The organism is Microbacterium aurantiacum (assembly GCF_040532595.1).
Lineage (GTDB): Bacteria > Actinomycetota > Actinomycetes > Actinomycetales > Microbacteriaceae > Microbacterium > Microbacterium chocolatum_B.
The window spans coordinates 476,623-495,920 of sequence record NZ_JBEVYX010000001.1; the positions used below are offsets into that span (position 1 = coordinate 476,623).

19 protein-coding genes are annotated in these 19,298 nt (G+C 71.7%); 10 read left to right on the forward strand and 9 right to left on the reverse strand.

Going from position 1 to position 19,298, the window contains the following annotated elements; translation table 11 throughout:
* The first annotated feature begins 71 nt into the window (after positions 1-71).
* Positions 72-1,304 (forward strand): NAD(P)/FAD-dependent oxidoreductase, encoded by a 1,233-nt coding sequence (locus ABXJ56_RS02400; protein WP_353998139.1) that lies wholly within the window; start codon positions 72-74, stop codon positions 1,302-1,304.
* A 29-nt stretch (positions 1,305-1,333) separates the two neighbouring features.
* On the opposite strand, the gene ABXJ56_RS02405 is transcribed toward ABXJ56_RS02400, so the two are convergent.
* Both ABXJ56_RS02405 and ABXJ56_RS02410 read right to left on the reverse strand, forming a co-directional pair.
* Positions 1,334-2,224, reverse strand: coding sequence for a transglutaminase family protein (locus ABXJ56_RS02405; protein WP_353998140.1), 891 nt, complete (start codon positions 2,222-2,224; stop codon positions 1,334-1,336).
* Positions 2,221-4,761, reverse strand: coding sequence for a circularly permuted type 2 ATP-grasp protein (locus ABXJ56_RS02410; RefSeq protein WP_353998141.1), 2,541 nt, complete (start codon positions 4,759-4,761; stop codon positions 2,221-2,223). The genes ABXJ56_RS02405 and ABXJ56_RS02410 overlap by 4 nt, the downstream gene beginning before the upstream one ends.
* Before the next feature lie 253 nt (positions 4,762-5,014).
* Here ABXJ56_RS02410 and ABXJ56_RS02415 point away from each other — a divergent pair, with 253 nt between their 5' ends.
* The 7 genes from ABXJ56_RS02415 (at position 5,015) to ABXJ56_RS02445 (ending at position 10,708) form a co-directional block, all read left to right on the forward strand.
* The gene (locus ABXJ56_RS02415; protein WP_353998142.1) at positions 5,015-5,473 is read left to right on the forward strand and encodes an iron chaperone; all 459 of its coding nucleotides are present in this window, start codon (positions 5,015-5,017) and stop codon (positions 5,471-5,473) included.
* 70 nt (positions 5,474-5,543) lie between these two features.
* Positions 5,544-7,340 (forward strand): TIGR03767 family metallophosphoesterase, encoded by a 1,797-nt coding sequence (locus ABXJ56_RS02420; protein WP_353998143.1) that lies wholly within the window; start codon positions 5,544-5,546, stop codon positions 7,338-7,340.
* Positions 7,337-7,699, forward strand: a complete 363-nt coding sequence (locus ABXJ56_RS02425; RefSeq protein WP_353998144.1) for a hypothetical protein — start codon at positions 7,337-7,339, stop codon at positions 7,697-7,699. The genes ABXJ56_RS02420 and ABXJ56_RS02425 overlap by 4 nt, the downstream gene beginning before the upstream one ends.
* Positions 7,696-8,289, forward strand: coding sequence for a hypothetical protein (locus ABXJ56_RS02430; protein WP_353998145.1), 594 nt, complete (start codon positions 7,696-7,698; stop codon positions 8,287-8,289). The genes ABXJ56_RS02425 and ABXJ56_RS02430 overlap by 4 nt, the downstream gene beginning before the upstream one ends.
* Positions 8,286-9,146, forward strand: a complete 861-nt coding sequence (locus ABXJ56_RS02435; RefSeq protein WP_353998146.1) for a PhzF family phenazine biosynthesis protein — start codon at positions 8,286-8,288, stop codon at positions 9,144-9,146. Before ABXJ56_RS02430 ends, ABXJ56_RS02435 begins: the two co-directional genes overlap by 4 nt.
* A gap of 47 nt (positions 9,147-9,193) precedes the next feature.
* A complete protein-coding gene (locus ABXJ56_RS02440; RefSeq protein WP_353998147.1) occupies positions 9,194-9,913 on the forward strand; it encodes a potassium channel family protein in 720 nt (239 codons plus the stop codon).
* Positions 9,914-10,123: 210 nt separating this feature from the next.
* The gene (locus ABXJ56_RS02445) at positions 10,124-10,708 is read left to right on the forward strand and encodes an SMI1/KNR4 family protein (protein ID WP_353998148.1); all 585 of its coding nucleotides are present in this window, start codon (positions 10,124-10,126) and stop codon (positions 10,706-10,708) included.
* A gap of 36 nt (positions 10,709-10,744) precedes the next feature.
* Here the strand turns inward: ABXJ56_RS02445 and ABXJ56_RS02450 are convergent, their stop codons facing one another.
* The 4 genes from ABXJ56_RS02450 to ABXJ56_RS02465 all read right to left on the reverse strand — a co-directional run bounded on the left by ABXJ56_RS02450 (position 10,745) and on the right by ABXJ56_RS02465 (position 14,649).
* The gene (locus ABXJ56_RS02450) at positions 10,745-11,467 is read right to left on the reverse strand and encodes an NUDIX hydrolase (protein WP_353998149.1); all 723 of its coding nucleotides are present in this window, start codon (positions 11,465-11,467) and stop codon (positions 10,745-10,747) included.
* Between the two features lie 29 nt (positions 11,468-11,496).
* Positions 11,497-13,179, reverse strand: a complete 1,683-nt coding sequence (locus tag ABXJ56_RS02455; protein ID WP_353998150.1) for an ABC1 kinase family protein — start codon at positions 13,177-13,179, stop codon at positions 11,497-11,499.
* A gap of 50 nt (positions 13,180-13,229) precedes the next feature.
* Entirely contained in the window at positions 13,230-13,799 is a 570-nt protein-coding gene (locus ABXJ56_RS02460; protein WP_053548050.1) for a PadR family transcriptional regulator, read from the reverse strand.
* 106 nt (positions 13,800-13,905) lie between these two features.
* Positions 13,906-14,649 (reverse strand): DsbA family protein, encoded by a 744-nt coding sequence (locus tag ABXJ56_RS02465; protein ID WP_353998151.1) that lies wholly within the window; start codon positions 14,647-14,649, stop codon positions 13,906-13,908.
* A 213-nt stretch (positions 14,650-14,862) separates the two neighbouring features.
* Between ABXJ56_RS02465 and msrA the strand changes: the two genes are divergently transcribed.
* The gene (gene msrA / locus ABXJ56_RS02470; protein ID WP_353998152.1) at positions 14,863-15,417 is read left to right on the forward strand and encodes a peptide-methionine (S)-S-oxide reductase MsrA; all 555 of its coding nucleotides are present in this window, start codon (positions 14,863-14,865) and stop codon (positions 15,415-15,417) included.
* Between the two features lie 36 nt (positions 15,418-15,453).
* Here the strand turns inward: msrA and ABXJ56_RS02475 are convergent, their stop codons facing one another.
* Genes ABXJ56_RS02475 through ABXJ56_RS02485 form a run of 3 tightly spaced genes read right to left on the reverse strand, consistent with a single transcriptional unit; the run spans position 15,454 to position 18,157 of the window.
* Positions 15,454-15,957, reverse strand: coding sequence for a DUF427 domain-containing protein (locus ABXJ56_RS02475; protein ID WP_353998153.1), 504 nt, complete (start codon positions 15,955-15,957; stop codon positions 15,454-15,456).
* A 28-nt stretch (positions 15,958-15,985) separates the two neighbouring features.
* A complete protein-coding gene (locus ABXJ56_RS02480) occupies positions 15,986-17,416 on the reverse strand; it encodes a dihydrolipoyl dehydrogenase family protein (protein WP_353998154.1) in 1,431 nt (476 codons plus the stop codon).
* Positions 17,417-17,425: 9 nt separating this feature from the next.
* Positions 17,426-18,157 (reverse strand): Pr6Pr family membrane protein, encoded by a 732-nt coding sequence (locus tag ABXJ56_RS02485; RefSeq protein WP_353998155.1) that lies wholly within the window; start codon positions 18,155-18,157, stop codon positions 17,426-17,428.
* A gap of 85 nt (positions 18,158-18,242) precedes the next feature.
* On the opposite strand from ABXJ56_RS02485, the gene ABXJ56_RS02490 reads away from it, so the two are divergent.
* On the forward strand, positions 18,243-19,286 hold the full coding sequence (locus ABXJ56_RS02490) for an LLM class flavin-dependent oxidoreductase (RefSeq protein WP_353998156.1): 1,044 nt from the start codon (positions 18,243-18,245) through the stop codon (positions 19,284-19,286).
* Positions 19,287-19,298: the final 12 nt, after the last annotated feature.

The window sequence follows — 19,298 nt, forward strand, 5'->3', positions numbered from 1 at the left end:
TCATAGGCTCATCGAGGATGAGACCCCCAGGTTTCGATCGGCGAATGCGCGCGGGCTCCTATGCTCGCATCATGCGCGCGCACGACGTGGTCGTCATCGGGGCGGGACTCGCCGGACTCCGCTGCGCCCTCGAACTCGCCCGCGCCGGCCGGGAGGTCGTCGTCCTCGAGGCGGCCGACCGGGTCGGCGGCCGACAGCGCACGGACGAGGTCGACGGGTTCCTCCTCGATCGTGGGTTCCAGGTGCTCAACCCCGCGTACCCGGCCCTCCGCGGCGTCGTCGACCTCGACGCCCTCCGGCTGCGACCCTTCCCCGTGGGAGCGCGCGTCCGCCGCGCGGCCGGCGTCGCGACCGTCGCCCACCCGCTCCGGCATCCGCAGCATCTGGCGGCCACCCTCTCGAGCGGACTGCTCTCGGTTTCGGAGATCGCCGCACTTGTGCGCTGGCTCGCCCCGGCACGCACGGCGCGCGCCTTCGCCGACGCGCCCGACGCCGCACTCTTCGCCGGATGGGATGCCGCGGGGGTGCGCGGACCGCTCCGGCGGGAGGTGCTCGAGCCGTTCCTCGCCGGGGTCATCGCCGATGACGACGGGCGCACGAGTCAGAACTACGTGCGCCTCCTCCTCCGTCTCTTCGCGCTCGGGCGGCCGGGACTCCCCGCCGGGGGGATCGCCGACCTCCCCGCGCAGCTCGCTGAGATCGCCGGGCGCGCGGGCGCCGACATCCGGCTCTCGCACCCGGTACGGCGCCTCCGGCGGCACCGCGGCGTATGGGAGCTGAACGTCGCCGGCGCCGACGTCGTCCGCGCACAGGAGGTCGTCGTGGCGGTCGATCCCGGAGCCGTCGAGGCGTTCACGGGACTCCCCGCGCCCGCGGTGCGCGGGCTCCAGACGTGGTGGTTCGCCGGCGCCGAGGCTCCGGCATCCGCTCTGCTGTCGGTCGACGGCACGCGGTCGGGTCCGCTCGTGAACACCGTCGTGATGTCGCGCACCGCACCCTCGTACGCCCCCGCGGGCCGACACCTGATCGCAGCGACGGTGCTGTACGGTGCCCGCCCCGCGGCCACCGAGCGCGAGGTGCGCGCCCAGCTGCGGCACGTGTGGGGCCCGGTGGCCGAGGGGTGGGACCTCCTCCGCCGCGACGACATCCCCGCGGCGCTGCCGGCCCTGCCGCCGCCGATGCGTCGCCGGATGCCCTCGCGCATCGGCACCGGGCTGCACGTCGCGGGCGATCACCGCTCCACCCCGTCGATCCAGGGGGCGCTGACCTCGGGCCTTCGGGCCGCCCGCGGCATCCTCGGCTGAGCTCGCGAGGAACTCCGCCCGGCCTCGCGTCAGACGACCGCACCCTCCAGCGGTGCGACGTCGACGGCGACGCGGAGCGTCGACCGCTTCGCCTCGGTGAAGATGACGCCCTTCACCGGCGCGACATCGCCGTAATCGCGCCCCCACGCGGTCGTGACGTGGCGGTCGCCGACGACCTGGTCGTTCGTGGGGTCGACCGCGAGCCACTCCCCCGACAGCGGCAGCCACACTGCGAGCCACGCGTGCGACGCGTCCGCGCCGAAGACGCGCTCCTTGCCGGGCGGGGGCTGGGTGGCGAGGTAGCCGCTGACGTAGCGGGCGGCGAGGCCGTGGCTGCGCACGCACGCCAGGGCGAGGTGCGCGAAGTCCTGGCACACGCCCGCGCGGGCGTCGAGAACGTCGGCGACGGTGCTGGTGACCGTGGTCGCCTTGCCGTCGTAGCGGAAGTCCCGGAAGATCCGGTGCGTCAGGTCGATCACCGCGTCGCCGATCGCTCGCCCGGGGAGGAAGGATGCCGCGGCATACTCCCGCGCGGCCGACGCGTGCTGCGCCTTCGGCGACTCGACCGCGAACTCCGCCGCCGCCCACGCGTCGGAGAGGTCGCGGTGCACCATCGGGCGCGCCGCCTCCCACGGCTGCGCGAGCGCGGCGGGATCGTAGGCCGGCGCGAGGACCGTCACCTCGCTCTCGGCATCCACCCGCAGCCGGCGGTGCGGTTCGGTCACGTGGTAGTAGGTCGAGAGGTTGCCGTAGCCGTCGAGATCGTCGGCGGTGTCGGCCGGGACCGGCTCGATCGCCACGCCCCGGGAGTGCACCTGCTGCCAGGGGAGCTCGCGGGGCACGACGTGGGCGATGCCGAAGCTGTCGCTGACGTCGGCGTCGTACTCGTACGACGTCCGGTGGATCACCCGGTATCTCACGGTCCCACCCCCACGAGCTCGGTGGTCGACAGTGCCGACAGCGCCTGCGGCTGCGGGCCGGCGGAGAAGTGCAGGAGCGCGATCGCCTCGCTGATCTGATGCAGCTGCGCGCGGGTCTCCGACAGGAAGCGGTCCAGCTCCTCCCGGCGCTCGCCCTCCACGCGCGCGAGCGCGACGACGTCGGTGGTGGCGAGGGTCTGCTCGAGCTCCTCGATCATCCGCTCGGGGCGCGTGGATCCGGTGGACGCCGAGAGGCTCGCGATGTGCTCCCGCACGCGCGCGAACGCGAACGCGAGCGAGCGCGGATTCTCCTCGTCCGCGATGAGGAGTTCGAGCACCCCCGCCTCGGCGAGGTCGCCGCGGTAGCGACGGCGGTGGGTCACCGCGCTCTCGGCGGCGAGGAGGACGCCGCCCATGACGGCGCGGTCCACTCCCCGTCGCGCCGCGGTCGTGGTCACGGTGGCATCCAGCAGCACGCACAGCTGCACCGCGCGCTCAAGGTAGCGGCCCGCTTCGATCGCGTGCCATCCGTCGTCGCGGATCATGCTCGCGGTCACCCCTTGGAGCGACAGGATGCCGGTGAGCATGCGTCCCGCCGACTCCGCGATCTGCCGTGCCCGCGGGGTCGCTCGCAGGCTCGCCGCGGCACGGTCGGTCACCGCGAACGCGCGCCATGTGTCGCCGGAGAGCTGGTCGCGGACACCCTCCAGGGCCTCTCGGAGATGACCGAGCGAGTGCGCCGCGCTCCCCGGACGATCGGCATCCGTCAGGAGAGACCGGAGCTCGGCGGTCGGGTCGTCGTGCCGGTGACCGCAGAGGCGCTGCAGCGCCGCAATGAGGGCCGAGAGCGTCGCCGCCCCGTCCCTCGACGACCCGAAGTCGAGCTGTTCGGCGTAGCTCCGGGCGGTGAGGACGAGGCGCACGAGGTCCTCGGCGCGCTCGGAGTAGCGGCCTGCCCAATACATGTCCTCGACCGCGCGCGGCGAGAGCATCGGCGTCGCACGCCCGATGGGGAGGAAGGACGGCGCGGCCACGCCCTGATCGGGGTCGTCCTCCGCGGCCTTCAGCACCCAGACGTCCTTCGTCACCGGCGCCTGGGTGGGGTCACCGCCGACGTGCGTGGCGAGGCCGCCCACGAGCGCGCGGTAGGCGCCGCCGTCACGCACGGTGAAGGCGCGGAGGGTGACGGGGAGCGCCCCGATCGCGGTCTCGATCGCCCCGCTCTCATCCGGCGCCCAGCCGGGCGCGTGCGACAGCGGAAGGCGCTGCTGGCCGACGTAGCGGTAGGGCGTGTCGAGGATACGGCGGCGGAGGTCGGCGGGATCGAGGTCGTCGAACTCGCTCGCGCGCCCGTCGATGGTGCGGACGATGACGGAGTCGGGGGCCTCCTCGAGGGCGGTGAGGACGGCATCCCGGCCCTCCACCTCGCCGCACCACCACGTCGGCACCGAGGGCAGGCGCAGCTGCTCGCCGAGGAGCCGATCGCACAGGACGGGGAGGAAGGGCATGAGCCCCGGGTTCTCGAGCACGCCGGCGCCGAGGCCGTTCACCAGGCGCACGGTGCCGCGGCGGACCGCCTCCGTGAGACCGGCGACCCCGAGGCGGCTGCCGGCGCGCAGCTCCAGCGGATCGCACCAGTCGGCGTCGACGCGGCGGAGGATGACGTCTACCCTCTCGTGCGGCGCGTTGCTCGGGAACCCCGCGGGTTTCATCCACACCGCGCCGCCGCGCACGACGAGGTCCTCCCCTTGCACGAGCGGAAACCCGAGGAGGTTGGCGAGGAAGGCCTGGTCGAACGCGGTTTCGGAGTAGGTTCCGGGGGTCAGGACCACGATGCGGGGGTCGGTGACGCCCGCGGGGGCCGCCTGGAGGAGCGCCGCGCGGACGCTGCCGAAGTACGGCTCGAGCCGGTGCAGCCCCGCGCCCTGGTAGAGCTCGGGCAGGACGCTGGAGAGCACGCGGCGGTTCTCCAGCGCGTAGCCGAGACCCGCAGGGGCCTGCACCCGATCGGCGAGGACGTGCCACTCCCCCGTCGCGTCGCGTCCGAGATCGGTGCCGGTGAGGATCAGGGGGTGCGCGTCGAGCGCGGAGGCGCGCGCGAGGGGGCGGGTGTACCCGGCGTGCGCGAAGACCGTCTCGGCCGGGATCAGCCCCTCGGCGAGGGTGCGCTGCGGGCCGTAGAGATCACCGAGGAGGGCGCCCAGCAGCTCGGCCCGCTGCGCGAGGCCGACGTCGAGTCGCGCCCAGGTGGCGGCATCCATCACCAGGGGCAGGGGATCGAGCCGCCAGGGCACCGATCCGCGGACGGAGTGCTCGTACCCGACGCCGTCGTCGGCGAGGAGGGTGGCGATCTCGGCGTCCACGCGCGCGAGGTCGAGGGCGGTGAGGTCGGCCGCGGCGGCCATGCCCTTCCAGGCGGCACGGAGGGTGCCGTCGGGCGCGACGACCTCGTCGAACCGGACGCCCGGTCCGGTGTCGGCGCCGAAGGCGAGGGTCGGCTGCGCCTGCGCGGCGGCGTACTCGCGGAGGAGGCTCACGCGCGGACCCCGTTCGCAGGGATGCGGCGCGCGGGGGTGCGGCGCGCGGCGACACCACGCGCGGCGATGCGCCGGCCGATCGGGAACTGCGGCATGGGACCACTTTCGCACGCTCCGGGGGTGTCGCCTGACCGACGAACCCGGTTCACTTGTCCCGTGATGCGGGTGTGCGGATGCTGCACACGCACGAGGAGACGAGCGAACCGGGGCGCGCAGCGACGCGGCCCGAACGATCACGACGAGGAGGACGACGATGGGCGCGAACGAGGACGCGAAGAGCGAGGACGGGACCTGGAGCGACGCCGAGCGCGCCGCGATGGCGCAGCGCGCGGCGGAGCTGCGCGAGGCACGCGCGGGCGGGACCGGATCGGCGAAGAAGAAGCGCGAGGCGCAGGCGTGCGTCGACGCCATCGCCGAGCTGACCGGCCGCGACCGCGGCATCGCCGAACGGCTGCACGAGATCGTCCGCGAGGAGGCCCCGCACCTGGACCCGAAGACCTGGTACGGCTTCCCGTCGTACGCGCGCGACGGCAAAGTCGTCGTCTTCTACCAGCCGGCCTCGAAGTTCGACACGCGGTACGGATCGATCGGCTTCAACGAGGACGCCCTGCTCGACGACGGCGTCTTCTGGCCGACCTCCTTCGCCGTGCTGGAGGTCACCGACGAGGTGGAGCAGACCCTCCGCGACCTCGTCCGCCGCGCCGCCGGCTGACCCTCGCCCTCGCGGGTGCCGGGTCTGCCATGATGTGTGTCATCCTGCTCCGCCTGCCCGAAAGGCGCCGATGGGTTCACTCTCGCGACGTCAGTTCCTCACCCGTGCCGCCGTCCTCGCCGCAGCGCTCGGCGTCGATGTCGACGACCTCGCCCGCGTGCTCGCGACCGCCCCGGCCGGTGTCGCCGACATCCCCTCCACGCTGCAGCAGACGATCCTCTACGGCGGCGTGCAGAAGGGCAGCTACCGGCGCCTCATCGCCGGCCCCGGCGAACCGTACATCCCGCGCCTCGACGTCCTGAGGCGGACGCCGGATGCCGGTCGCTCCGCGCGTCGGCGCTCGCTCCTGTACCTCGGCCACCTCTCGGACCTCCACGTCATCGACGCGCAGTCCCCCGGGCGGATCGAGCCGATGATCGTGCAGGACCACTCCGCGTGGGGGTCGGCGTTCCACCCGCACGATCCGCTCAGCCCGCACACGACCGCGGCGATGGTGCAGGCCTTCGCCGATGCCCGGTACAGCCCTCTCACCGGAGCGCCGATGGGGGCCGCGGTCGTCACCGGCGACAGCGCCGACATGCACTCCCACCTGGAGCTGCGCTGGTACATCGACCTCATGGACGGCGTCGCCGTGGACCCGGCATCCTCCGGGCGCGAGTATCAGGGCGTGCAGGCCTGGGCGGATGCCGAGTGGGCGTACCGACCCGGAGACCCCGCCGGTGGGGCGTTCGGCGACTACGGCTTCCCGACGCTTCCGACACTCCTCGCCGATGCGATCGCCGCGCCCGTCCGCTCCCCGGGGCTCCCCGCACCCTGGTACGCCGTCTACGGCAACCACGACACGCTCCTCCTCGGCACGTTCGAGCTCAGCCCGTCGCTGCACGCCCTCGCCGTCGGCGGTCAGAAGGCGTACACCCTGGCCGCGACGACATCCTCGTTCCTCGGCGGATGGGGCGCGAGCACGAGCGCCATCCAGCAGGCCGTGGATGCCGCGGGGCTCGCCTTCGGTCGTCCCGGGTTCCGCGCGGTGACGGCGAACCCCGAGCGTCGCATCTTCGAGACCCGCGAGTTCATGGCGGAGCACTTCGTCACCGAACCCGAGCCCGGTCCGGTCGGGCACGGCTTCACGCGCGACAACCTCCGTACTGGCGAGACGTGGTGGAAGGCCGACCTCAGCCCGCACGTGCGCGCCCTCGGACTCGACACGTGCAACGCCGTCGCGGGCCCCGACGGAGCGCTCCCCGACGTCCAGTTCCAGTGGCTGCGCGAAGAGCTGACTCGCGCCGAGACCGAGCAGAAGCTGGTCGTGGTGCTCAGCCACCACAACAGCCTCACGATGGAGAACACCGCCCAGCGGCCCGGTCAGGACGAGATCCTCCGCCACGGCCAGGAGGTCATCGATCTGCTGCTGGAGTTCCCGGTCGCCGTCGCATGGCTGAACGGGCATACGCACCTGAATCAGATCCTCGCCCACCCCCGACCCGCGGGCGCCGGCGATCGCGGCGGGTTCTGGGAGATCACGACCGCCTCGTGCATCGACTTCCCCCACCAGCAGCAGGTGATCGAGATCGTCGACAACCGTGACGGCACCCTGTCGCTGTTCACCACGGTGCTCGACCACGCCTCGCCGGTGACGCCGGGGGCGTCCGGCAGTACCGCCGACCTCGCCTCGCAGGCGCGGGAGCTCGCCGCGAACGACTGGGCGGAGACGCCGATCATGCGACGCGGCTCCCCTCTCGACCGCAACACCGAGCTGCTCCTCCCCGCCCCCTTCGACCTGGAGACGATCACGGATGCCGCCCTCGAGGCCCAGCGCATGACCGAGCGTTCGCGCATCCTCGCGCACGAGCGGAGGGCGGCCTCGTGACGCGGGGCGTGCGGACGCGCCGCGTCGTCGCCGCCCTGGGTGCGGCATCCGTCACGCTCGCCCTGGCCGGATGCTCGCAGGTCGCCGCGATCGCCCCCGTGGGCGGCGACCGGCTGGCCGAGGTGCGGTATGCCGCGAACGACGTGCTGCTCGAGGAAGGGATCGACATCCTCACGGCGCCTGTCTGCACGAGTCCGGACGAGATCGCCGTGACCTGCGAGGGGGAGACGATGGACGGCGAGGTCATCCGCGTCGAGTCCACCGCCGAGGCCCAGGACGACGTCGTCGTCACGGTCGGCGACCGCACCCTCTACGACGGGTCGCTTCTCGACGTTCTGGATCGGGGGTCGAGCGGATGAGCGCGCGGTCCTTCGGCGGGGTGGTGCTCGGCGCCGCCGTCGTGCTCGGTGCGCTCGCGCAGGGCTTCTCCGCAGATCCCGGCCTCGGTCGGATGCCGTTTCTGGCCTTTCTGGCCGTCGCCGCGGCATCCGCTCTGGCGCTCGCGCTGCAGCTCGCGGCGACCGCGTGGGCGGCGCGGCGGATCGTCGTCCCGGACGCCCGTGCACACGCCGGACTCGCCCTCGCTTGGGCCGCGGTGCTCGTGCTGATCGGCGCGGTCCTGTCGGCGCTGTTCGCTCCGGCAGGGTTGCTCGCCGCCATCGCGGCGACCTTCATCCTGCCGGCGGCTGCGGCCGGGCGTGCGGGGGCGCTCGCGGGCTTCGGCGTCGTGCGGCGGCATCCGTGGAGGGCTCTGACGCTGATGCTCGGCGTCATCGTGCTCGGCGGCGTGAGCCTCGTGGTGTCGATCGCGACCGGGCTGTTCCTCACGGGGACCATCGGCGGGATCGCGGCGTGGCTGTGGTTCGGCGTCGTCATCGCCTGGCTGCTCCTCTGGGGCACGCGCCTGGCCGTCCGCGAGCCCGCCACTCGGCCTACGCTGGCGGAATGAGCGACCCGCGCATCCTCCGCTACGCCGCGTTCGCGTCGTCCGCCGACGGCGGGAACCCCGCGGGGGTCGTCCTCGATGCGCGAGACCTCTCCCCCGAGACGATGCAGCGCATCGCCGCTGAGGTCGACTACGCCGAGACCGCGTTCCTCACCGGGATGACGGATGCCGGAGCCCGGGCGATCCGGTACTTCTCCCCGATCGCGGAGGTGCCCTTCTGCGGCCACGCGACGATCGCCACGGCCATCGCGCTCGCCGAGGATGGCGACACGCTCGGCCCGCTGCCGACGACGATCCGGTTCGCCACCCCGGTCGGGGATATCCCGATCACGGTGACGCGCGGGCCCGGCGGCGTGCGGGCGGCGTTCACCAGCAGGCCGCCGGTGATCACGCCCCTCCCCGAGGCCGACCTCGACGCGATCCTCGACCTGCTCGGCCTCGCCGCCGATGACCTGGATCCCGCACTCCCGCCCCGCATCGCCGACGCCGGGAACCCGCATCCACTTCTCGTGATCGCCGATCTCGAGGTCTTCGACCGGTTCGCGTTCGACCCGGTCGCAGCGCGCACGCTGATGGATGCCCGCGGCTGGCCGGCGACGATCACCGTCGTGCACCGCCCCGGCGACAGCGCGTTCGCCGCGCGGAACATCTTCCCGGTCGGCCGCATCACCGAGGACCCCGCCACGGGCTCTGCCGCCGCGGCGCTGGGCGGCTACCTGCGAGAGCTCGGCGCCGTGCCCGTCCCCTCCCGGGTCGAGGTGCACCAGGGCGCACACGTCGGCCGACCCGGCCTCCTCACCGTCGACATCCCCGCATCCGGGGGGATCATCGTCTCCGGTGCGGCCGTCCCCATTCCCTGACCGGCTGCGGCATGCGGCTCACTCAGCCCTGCTGGGATAATCGCCCGATGTACGGACAGCGAATCCAGAAATGGGACCGCGCGGTCGAGTGGCCACTCACGATCGCAGCCATCTTGTTCCTCGTGGCGTACGCCACACAGATCGTCGCGCGCCCCGATGGTGTCATCGCCCTCATCTGCGAGATCGTGCTGATCACCACGTGGGCTCTGTTCGCGATCGACTACGTGACCCGCCTCTGGATCACCGAGAATCGCTGGCGCTGGTTCTCTCGCCATCTCCTCGATCTCGCCATCGTGATCCTGCCGATGCTCCGCCCCCTGCGGCTGATGCGGTTCCTCACCGTGATCGCGCTCATCAGTCGCAACACCGGGAACATGCTTCGCGGAAAAGTCGTCCTCTACACGGTCGGCGCCACCGCACTGACCGTCCTCATCGCGGGGCTCGCTGTGCTCGACGCGGAGCAGGACGGCGGCGCCATCACAACGTTCGGGGATGCCATCTGGTGGGCGTTCGTCACCATCACGACCGTCGGATACGGCGATCTGTCACCCGTGACCGCCGCGGGCCGCGCAGTCGCGCTCGGCCTCATGATCGGCGGCATCGCGCTGATCGGAGTCGTCACGGCCACGTTGGCGTCGTGGATCGTCGAGCGGGTCTCCGACCAAAGCGCCTCTACGGCAGCGGCAACCGAAGCGCAGGTTGAGGCTCTCCGAGACGAGATCGCCGAGCTGAAGAACCTGGTGCGTGAGCTCCGACCGGCGTCGTGACCTCGATCACATGTACCGTCGTACCGCCTCGCGAATTCCCTCAGCGTGCTGATAGATGTCATCCACCGCGTCGATTGCGTGACGTGACTCGACCTTGTTCTCGTCCAGCAGGCCGAGATACTTCTGCTTCGAAGTGGAATAGACGAAAAGGCACGAATCTTTCGCGTCTATCGGAAGATGTCGAGTCAGGCTGCGTCTACTGTCAGAACCATGACGAGTGCCCGCCTCACTGAGGCGCTGAGGACGATCGGGGATCGTCTCCGCCTGCTGAATCGGCACATCGCACTCGCACATCTGCAGACAGGCATAGCAGCACGCAAGGTCTCCGAAGAGCTCAGGACCATCGGATTGCAGGCGAACGGCGAGCTCGAAGCCCTATACGGGTGGCGCAATGGCACGTCGTTGGGGGATGCATCCCTTGGGGACCTCGCACTCTTCCCCGGGTTCTATCTCTTGTCGCTCGAGGACGCCGTAGCCAACTACCGCGCGTTTGTGAGCGATCCACGATGGTCCCCTGATTGGCTGCCGTTTCTGGCAAACGGCGGAGGAGACTTCTACATCATTGATCTCGCCAGCGGTACAGGGCAGCCAATCCGCCATTTCTGGATCGATGACACGACTCATCCGGTCGAATTTTCCAGCCTTGCGTTGCTCTTTGAGACGTTCGCCGCGGCGTTCGAGCGCGGACTGGTGTTTCTGAACCACCTTGACTTTCTCGACCTTGACGACCGAGCGTTCATCGACCTCGCTATCGAGATGGATCCAGGCGTCTGTTACTGGAAGTCGCTGAGCTGATCGCCCGCGCGAAGGACTCCCGCCAACTACCCTCCTTCAGCCGGACGCCTCGGGCGGCAGCACCAGCGGCAGCTCGCGATCATCGTCCCACGGCTCCGTCCAGCCGAGCCGGTCGAAGAGGGCGTCCAGCAGCATGCCGGTGAATCCCCACACGAGACGCTCGCGGTCCGCGCCGGGCAGCAAAAACGCGGGCCCGCGCCACTCGCCGCCGTCGCGCCGGATGACCGTGACCCCGCGATGCGCCGGGTCGAGCAGGTCGGCCACCGGCGCCCGGAAGACCTCCGCCGACTCCGCCTCGTCCATCACGCGCACGAGCGACGGATGCCGCCACCACGCCAGCACCGGTGTCACGACGTGTCGCGAGTAGGCGAGCGGCACCGGCGACAGAGCGCCGAGGACCTCGACGCCCGAGACGTCGAGGCCGGTCTCCTCTTGCGCCTCGCGGAGGGCCGCGGCGACCGGGCCGTCATCCCCGGCATCCTGTCGTCCGCCGGGGAAGGCGATCTGCCCCGGGTGCGAGCGGAGCGTCTCGGCGCGCGACAGCAGCAGCACATCGAGGTCGCGCGAGACGGCCGCGTCGGCCGCCGCGTGATCGCTCATCACGGCGTCGAGCACACCGAAGAGCATGAGCACGGATGCCGGTCGCGGATTCGGAGCCGACGGCAGATCGACCAGCGCCGCGTCGAGCGATCCGTCGCGGGCACCGGCGGCCAGCGCCGCCAGCTCGGCCCGCGCGGGCGAGGGCGATACGGGCGGCATCCGCTCAGCGTACGCCGCCCCTCCCCCGCTCACTCGAGGCCGCGGCTGCGTGCCGCGAGCCCCGCGAACGTCGCGTGCAGGAGCGGCGGCACGGACGCGAGCACGATGATCGTTCCCCACACCAGGTCGTCCGCGCGGAGGACGAGGCCCCCGATGAACAGGCCCACGAAGACGACTGCCGAGACCACTCGCCGGACGGCCCGCTCGACGGCGCCGACACGGCGGTCGAGCCGCGGCGTCTCGAAGGACAGCCGCCCCTCCTGCGCCCGATCGACGAGGTCGTCGATGCGACGCGGCAGCCGCGCGGCGATCCGCACCGAGGTCACGGCATCCTGTGCGAACCCCTGCACCACGTTGCCGCGCTCCTCGCGCAGCAGCTGCGCGGCATACGGCTCGACCGAGTCCCAGATGTTGAAATCGGGGTCGAGCGCGCTGCACATCCCCGATACGAGCGAGAGCGCGCGGATGATGAGGAGGAAGTTCTCCGGGAGCTGGAACGGCAGCGACCGCACGACCTCGCCGAACTCGATCGCGAAGCGGCGGAGCTCCCGCTCGTCGACCTCGGCGAGCTCGGACACGCCCATCCCGCCGAAGCGCGCGAATAGGGTGCTCATGGCCCGCTCGAGCTCGGCGGTCTCAGCCGAGGGGAGGAGCACACCCACATCGCGGATGCTGTCGACCAGGCCGCGACCGTCGCGTGAGGCCACCGCGATCAGGAGACGTCGGAGCCCGCGCCGCAGCGTCGGGGGCACCTGGCCCATCATCCCGAAGTCGATGAAGGTCAGCTCCCACTCGCCGTCGGCGAGGGGCGTGACGAAGATGTTGCCGGGGTGCGGGTCGGCGTGGAAGAACCCGTTGCCGAAGAGCTGGTCGAACATGACCGCGGCGAAGCGCTCGGCCACCTGCGTCGGATCGATCCCGGCGGCGCGGAGCCCGTCGAGGTCGTTGATCTTGATCGCCGTGACGTCCTGCAGGGTCAGCACGCGCCGCGTCGAGCGCTCCCACGCCACCTCGGGAAGACCGACGCGGGCGTCGCCGGCGAACATCTCACCGAATCGCTCCCCGTTCTGCGCTTCGTGGAGGTAGTCGATCTCCTCCTCGCTCGTGACGGCGAACTCCTCGACGATCGTGGGCAGGTCGACGTGGTCGGACACGAACCGGACGCGGTCGAGCCACCCGGCGACCTTCCGCAGCGCCGCGAGGTCGACCGCGACGATCTGCTCGATCCCGGGGCGCTGGACCTTGACCACGACGGCGTCGAGGCCGGTCTGGGCCGCGTCCTCGGGCGCCAGCCGCGCCCGATACGCCTGACCGAGGGATGCCGCGGCCACGGGGGTCGGGTCGAACGCGGCGTACGCGTGCTCGAGGCTGACCCCGAGCTCGGCCTCGGCGAGCGCGCGGATCTGCGCGAACGGAACCGGGGGCACCTCGTCCTGCAGCCCCTCGAGCTCCTTCGTGATCTCGGGCGGGAGCACGTCCAGACGCGAGGACATGAACTGCCCGACCTTGATCATGAGCCCGCCGAGGTCGACGGCGAGCCCGTGGAACTGTCGCGCGATCCGCTGCATGCGTCGCGCGCGGGTGCGCGTGGCGATCGCAGAGAGACCGAAGCGCGGCAGGAACAGCTCGTACCACCACGACTGCACCATGTAGCGCAGGGCGAACCGCAGGATGCGGCGATAGCGGGCGCGCATGTCGGCGGCGTCGGGCATCAGGCCTCCCCGATCCCGACGCGGGCGCCCGGGCGCCGGCGGCACCCGGCTCAGTCCTGAGCGAGGATCGAGTAGAGCTTACGGCGCGCGTCCTCGAGGACGGCGACGGCTTCCGCCTGCTGGGCGGCGGTGCCCGATCGGCCCACCTGGGCCGCCGCCTGGGCGAGCTCGAGCCCGGCCTTGGGCAGGGCCGTGAGGTCCTTGCGCTCGCGCGAACCCGACTCCCACGGTGCGGATCGGTCGGCCGACTCGGCCTCGAGGCGCCCGGCATCCGTCAGCGCGTAGGTCTTGCGCCCACCGGACTCCTCGGCGACGACGAGTCCCTCGTCGGTGAGGAGCTGGAGGGTCGGATAGACCGACCCGGCACTCGGCTTCCACGACCCGTGGCTGCGCTCTTCGATCTCGCGGATGATCTGGTAGCCGTGCATCGGGGCCTCAGCGAGCAGAGCGAGCACCGCCGCGCGGACGTCGCCACGACCCATCCGCGACGAACCGCCGCCGACACGCTGCTCGAATGCCGAGCGGAGCTGATCCATCGCCTCCCACAGCTGACCTCCGGGCTGCATCGGACCGAATCCGCGCGAACCGCCGAATCCTGCACCCATGAACGAATCACTCATGACGACCTCCTGGCGTGAGACGGATGCCGAACGACACCCCGACGACACATAACGATATATCGCCCACTCGCCGCCCGGGCGGCTCCGGCAGACTCGGAGGGAACGCTCAGCCGGCGCCCTGCGCGACGAGATCCCGGAGCTGCGCCGCGTCGACCCGGCCGACGTCCTCGCCGTTGATCCGCACCGTCGGTGTGGAGGTGATACCGGCGTCGCGCGCCGCGCCGGCGTTCTGCGCCACCCAGTCGCCGTAGCGAGCCTGCCCGATGCACTCGAGGGCTCCCTCGTCGGTGACGCCGGCGGTCTCCAGGTAGGACTCGAGCTGGTCGGCCGTGTACTCGTCCTCGGCGTTCTCGCGGATGGCGAAGAGCGTCGCGTGAACGGTGAAGAACACATCCGGCTGCTCGGTCGCCACGCACGCCGCAGCGCTCCCGGCGACCGCACTGTAGTCCGAGATGAAGTCCAGCAGGTGATACTCCACCGCGAGCGTTCCGGCGCCCACCAGCTCCTGCACCGTGGGCCCGATCTGCGTCTCGTACTCGCGGCAGTGCCCGCAGGCGAAGTCCTCCCAGATCGCCATCGTGGTGGCCGCCTCGGGCGCGCCGACGCGGATGCGGTCTCCGCTGACCTCCACGACCACCGATGCATCGCCGATCTCGGCGGATGCCGTCGCCTCCGGGGTCGCGGCGATCACGTCACCGGCCTCGCCGAAGGCGAAGAAGACGCCGACGAGGAACCCGGCGACGAGCACCGTCGAGCCCATCGCGACGGCGACGTTCCGCAGCGCCTGCCGCCTCCTGCGTTTCGCCGCCGCGGCCGGATCTGCCGCGGTGCGGGTGTTCTGCGCCGTCATCGTCGAAGTGCCCCCAGGTCTCGCTCCGCACGTGCTCCCCCAGCCCGTGTCCTCGCACGCTACCCGACCGACGCGCGAGTCTCCAGCATCCGAACTCACACCGCACGTCCAGCTTCGCGGGACCAAATGAACGGCATCCGTCGTTGACCCTGACAGCGCCCACTGCGGCGTCGCACGCGAGAGAATCGACCGAGAGAGAAGAAGGAGAATCCGATGACCAGCGGACCCACCGACACCGGAGAGATCACCCGCACCCCCGGCACCGAGACGGCGGTCCTCGCCGGAGGCTGCTTCTGGGGCATGGAGGATCTCATCCGCCGCCAGCCCGGCGTCCTCGACACCCGCGTCGGGTACACCGGCGGCGAGAACGACCACGCCACCTACCGTCGCCACCCCGGCCACGCCGAGGCGGTGGAGATCGTCTTCGATCCCACGCAGACGACGTACCGCGACATCCTCGCGTTCTTCTTCCAGATCCACGACCCGTCGACGCTCAACCGCCAGGGCAACGACATCGGCTCGAGCTACCGCTCGGCGATCTTCCCGCTGGATGCCGAGCAGGAGCGCGTCGCGCGTGAGACGATCGCCGACGTCGACGCATCGGGCCTGTGGCCCGGCAAGGCCGTGACCACGATCGAGGAGGCGGGCCCCTTCTGGGAGGCGGAGCCCGAGCACCAGGACTACCTGATCACCTACCCGAACGGGTACACGTGCCACTTCCCGCGCGCCGGATGGGTCCTTCCGAAGCGCTCAGAGGCCACCGCCTGACGCGCGCCCCTCAGCAGCGCCGCCGGCCCGGCATCCTCACCATCCGAGGGTGCCGGGTCCGCCTTTGAAGGGACCGCGGATGCCGGGGGTCACCCATCCGCCGTAGAAGCCGCCGGGCTGCGGCTCGACCTCGATGCCGTTCAGGGTGCACCGGTCCATCGGGCCGGCGTACACCGCGACGCGGCCCAGAAGCTCCCCGAATCCGGGCGACGGATCGGGGTAGCACCACGCGACGCGCTCGCGGGTGACTCCCCCGCCGCCGTGCACGTCGAAGTAGCGGGCCGCGCCCTTGAACTCGCAGAAGGAGGATCCTGCCGCGGGCGTCAGCGCTCCGTGGATGAAGTCGGCCTCGGGCAGATAGTAGGTCGGTGGGTGGCTCGTCTCCAGCACGCGCACCACGTCGTCGGTCGCGAGGATGACCTCGCCGCCGAGCTCGATCGTCACGCGCCCGTCGACGCGCTCCAGACGCGGAGGACGGGGGTAGTCCCACACGGACTCCTCGCCGGGGCCGATGGGATCGGGAACGGGGTGCCTGCTCATGGATCGAGGCTAGAGCGCCGTGAGCGGGTCAGGACCCGGGGCGCCCGAATTGCTCGAGGAGGCGCAGCCAGACCTCGCTGACCGTCGGGTAGGCGGGCACCGCGTGCCACAGGCGGTCGATCGGCACCTCGCCGACGACGGCGATCGTGGCGGCCTGGAGGAGCTCGGCGACGTCGGGACCCACGAACGTCGCTCCCACGAGGACGTTCCGTGTCGAGTCCACGATCGCGCGTGCGGCTCCCGAGTACGCGTCGGCGTGCGCAGAGGCGCCTGCCACCCACGACAGGTCGTAGTCGAGGACGCGGATGTCGAGACCCGCCTCCCGCGCGGCCTGCTCCGTGAGCCCGACGGAGGCGACCTCCGGCTCGGTGAAGGTCACCTGAGGGACCGCGTCGTGGTCGGCGGTCGCGACATGCGCTCCCCACGGTGCGTCGTCGACCGGGGCGCCCTTGGCGCGCGCGGCGATGACGTCGCCCGCCGCCCGCGCCTGGTACTTGCCCTGGTGGGTCAGCAGCGCGCGGTGGTTGACATCGCCGACGGCGTACAGCCACTCGGATCCGGCGACGCGGAGGGTGTCGTCGACCTCGATCCACTCTCCCGGGGCGAGGCCGACGGTCTCGAGCCCGAGGCCTCGGGTGTTCGGCGTGCGGCCGGTCGCCACGAGGACCTCCGCCGCCCGGACCTCGTCGCCGCCCTCGAGGGTCACGATCACGCCGCCGCCATCCGCACGCGAGACCCGCACGGGGGTCGCGCCCAGGCGGATGTCGACGCCGGCGTCGCGCAGGCCCTCGGCGACGGCATCCGAGGCGAAGGGTTCGACCTTTCCGAGCAGCCGCGAGCGCGAGAGCACCGTCACCGTGCTGCCGAGCGCGGCGAAAACCGTCGCCATCTCGCACGCCACCACCCCTCCGCCGATGACGACGAGGGAGTCGGGGACCTCCTGCACCGCGGTGGCCTCGCGCGACGTCCACGGGGCGGCCTCCGCGAGACCCGGGATGTCGGGGATCGCCGCCGAGGTGCCGGTGCAGACGGCGACGGCGTGCCGGGCGTGGAGTGTCGCGACGACCTCGCCCGCGGCATCCGTCACCTCCACCTGCTTGTCGCCGGTGAGGCGACCGTGCCCGCGCACGAGGTCGATCCCCGCACCCTGCAGCCACTCGACCTGCCCGCTGTCGTTGAAGTCGTGGACCGCGTGGTCGCGGCGGCGGAGCACGGCCGCGACGTCGAGCTCGCCGGTGATCGCCTGCTTCGCGCCGTCAACGCCGCGCGCAGCCCGCAGCGCCGCGATCGGCCGCAGGAGCGCCTTCGACGGCGTGCACGCCCAGTACGAGCACTCCCCGCCGACGAGTTCGGACTCGACGATGACGGCGGAGAGCCCCCCGGCGACGGCGCGGTCGGCGACGTTCTCCCCCACGGGGCCGGCGCCGATGACGATCAGGTCGTATGCGGAGGTGTCCATGGGCACACGCTAGCCCTCCGCGCGCAGGGGAGCGACCTCTTGCGTGCGCCTGCCCGCGAGGGTACCGAGCCCCCGGTCGATGGCCACGAGCAGGAACCCGAACGCCTCGAGGACGACCACGAGGGCGAGGATCCACAGCGCCACCCCACCGACGCCGAGCGCGCCGACGTCCATGAAGGGATAGGGGTGGTTCACCCCGGGCTCGAACTCGCCGCCGAGTGCGCCGTAGGTGAACGCGAAGGCGAGGTAGGCGAGGGGGAAGAGGGCCCAGAAGAGCGGGTCGAGCCACCGCATCCGTCCCTTGGTGCGCAGCAGCAGCCATTCGCCGACGATGAGGAGGGGCGAGATGACGTGCACCAGGGAGTCGGTGAGCGTGTAGGCCTCGTAGGCGGGGTCCTGGGTGAGGCTCGGGACCAGCACGACGGTGTAGACGAGCATCGTCACGACGAGCGCCATCATCACCGCACCCTGGATCCGCGACGCGGGCTCGGTCGTGCCGCGCACGCCCCGCCGGACGAGGTCGCGGACGGTCGCGACGACGAGGATCAGCATCCAGACCGTCGCGGCGACGTTGCTGAGGGCCGTGAAGTACAGCAGGGTCTTCCAGCTGGGGTCGGCGGTGAAGAGGTCGAGGAGCCGGATGACGCCGGTGGCGATCAGGCCGAGCGCGACCAGGCGGTACGCGAGGGCCATCGGGCGCAGGGTGATCGCGGTCGGGCGGGGGTGCGTTCGGTGATCCACCCGCCGATGGTACGCATTCCCGAACAGTGCGGGGGCGCTTCCCATTCACGGGAATGGATGCCGCGTCGGCGACGTTCGGACGAGCATGCAGCGATTCGGCACCCTCTCGTTCGGCCACTACGGCCCGCTCGGCGGCGGACGCATCCTCACCGCCGGGGACTCCATGCTCCAGGCCATCGACCTCGCGCAGGGGATGGATGACCTGGGGGTCGACGGCGCGTACTTCCGCGTCCATCACTTCGCGCGGCAGCAGGCGGCGCCCATGCCCCTCCTGTCGGCCATCGCCGCCCGGACCGAGCGCATCGAGGTCGGCACCGGTGTCATCGATATGCGGTACGAGAACCCGCTGTATCTCGCCGAGGAAGCGGCGGCGGTCGACCTCATCTCCGGCGGGCGCCTCGCGCTCGGCGTGAGCCGGGGGTCACCCGAGACCGTCGTGCGCGGGTACGAGACCTTCGGGTACACCGGCTCGACCGATCCGCGCGGGGCGGACCTCGCGCGTGCGCACATGGACCTCTTCCTCCGCGCGATCGACGGCGAGGGGCTCGCCGAGCGCGATCCCGCAAGCCCGTTCAGCCGCGGCGCGACCGGCATGCAGCGCATCGAGCCGCACTCCCCCGGGCTTCGCTCGCGCGTCTGGTGGGGTGCGGGCAACCGCGATTCGGCGGAGTGGGCCGGGCGCACCGGCGTGAACCTCATGTCGTCGACCCTGCTGACCTCCGCGGACGGCCGTCCGTTCGACATCCTGCAGGCCGAGCAGATCGACGCGTTCCGCGCCGCCTGGCGCGAGGCCGGTCACGCGGGCGAACCGCGCGTGTCGGTGAGCCGCTCCATCATCCCGATCACGACTGCCGAGGAGCACATGTACTTCGGCGGCCGCCAGGACGGCGACCAGATCGGCATGATCGACGGGATGACCTCGACGTTCGGCAAGTCCTATGCCGCCGAGCCCGACGTCCTCGTCGAGCAGCTGCTGCAGGATGCCGCGATCGCCTCCGCCGACACCCTCATGATCACCATCCCCAGCCAGCTGGGCGTGGAGTTCAACATGCGGATCGTCGAGTCGTTCGCGAAGTACGTCGCGCCCTCGCTCGGCTGGGTCGGGACACGGGCGGGCGCGCAGGCCTGAGGGGTGCGTCGC

Coding starts and splice junctions, on each gene's coding strand:
- ABXJ56_RS02400 (WP_353998139.1), top strand. CDS start 72: ATGCGCGCGCACGACGTGGTCGTCATCGGGGCGGGACTCGCCGGACTC.
- ABXJ56_RS02415 (WP_353998142.1), top strand. CDS start 5,015: ATGGGCGCGAACGAGGACGCGAAGAGCGAGGACGGGACCTGGAGCGAC.
- ABXJ56_RS02420 (WP_353998143.1), top strand. CDS start 5,544: ATGGGTTCACTCTCGCGACGTCAGTTCCTCACCCGTGCCGCCGTCCTC.
- ABXJ56_RS02430 (WP_353998145.1), top strand. CDS start 7,696: ATGAGCGCGCGGTCCTTCGGCGGGGTGGTGCTCGGCGCCGCCGTCGTG.
- ABXJ56_RS02435 (WP_353998146.1), top strand. CDS start 8,286: ATGAGCGACCCGCGCATCCTCCGCTACGCCGCGTTCGCGTCGTCCGCC.
- ABXJ56_RS02440 (WP_353998147.1), top strand. CDS start 9,194: ATGTACGGACAGCGAATCCAGAAATGGGACCGCGCGGTCGAGTGGCCA.
- ABXJ56_RS02445 (WP_353998148.1), top strand. CDS start 10,124: ATGACGAGTGCCCGCCTCACTGAGGCGCTGAGGACGATCGGGGATCGT.
- ABXJ56_RS02450 (WP_353998149.1), bottom strand. CDS start 11,467: ATGCCGCCCGTATCGCCCTCGCCCGCGCGGGCCGAGCTGGCGGCGCTG.
- ABXJ56_RS02455 (WP_353998150.1), bottom strand. CDS start 13,179: ATGCCCGACGCCGCCGACATGCGCGCCCGCTATCGCCGCATCCTGCGG.
- ABXJ56_RS02460 (WP_053548050.1), bottom strand. CDS start 13,799: ATGAGTGATTCGTTCATGGGTGCAGGATTCGGCGGTTCGCGCGGATTC.
- ABXJ56_RS02465 (WP_353998151.1), bottom strand. CDS start 14,649: ATGACGGCGCAGAACACCCGCACCGCGGCAGATCCGGCCGCGGCGGCG.
- msrA (WP_353998152.1), top strand. CDS start 14,863: ATGACCAGCGGACCCACCGACACCGGAGAGATCACCCGCACCCCCGGC.
- ABXJ56_RS02475 (WP_353998153.1), bottom strand. CDS start 15,957: ATGAGCAGGCACCCCGTTCCCGATCCCATCGGCCCCGGCGAGGAGTCC.
- ABXJ56_RS02480 (WP_353998154.1), bottom strand. CDS start 17,416: ATGGACACCTCCGCATACGACCTGATCGTCATCGGCGCCGGCCCCGTG.
- ABXJ56_RS02490 (WP_353998156.1), top strand. CDS start 18,243: ATGCAGCGATTCGGCACCCTCTCGTTCGGCCACTACGGCCCGCTCGGC.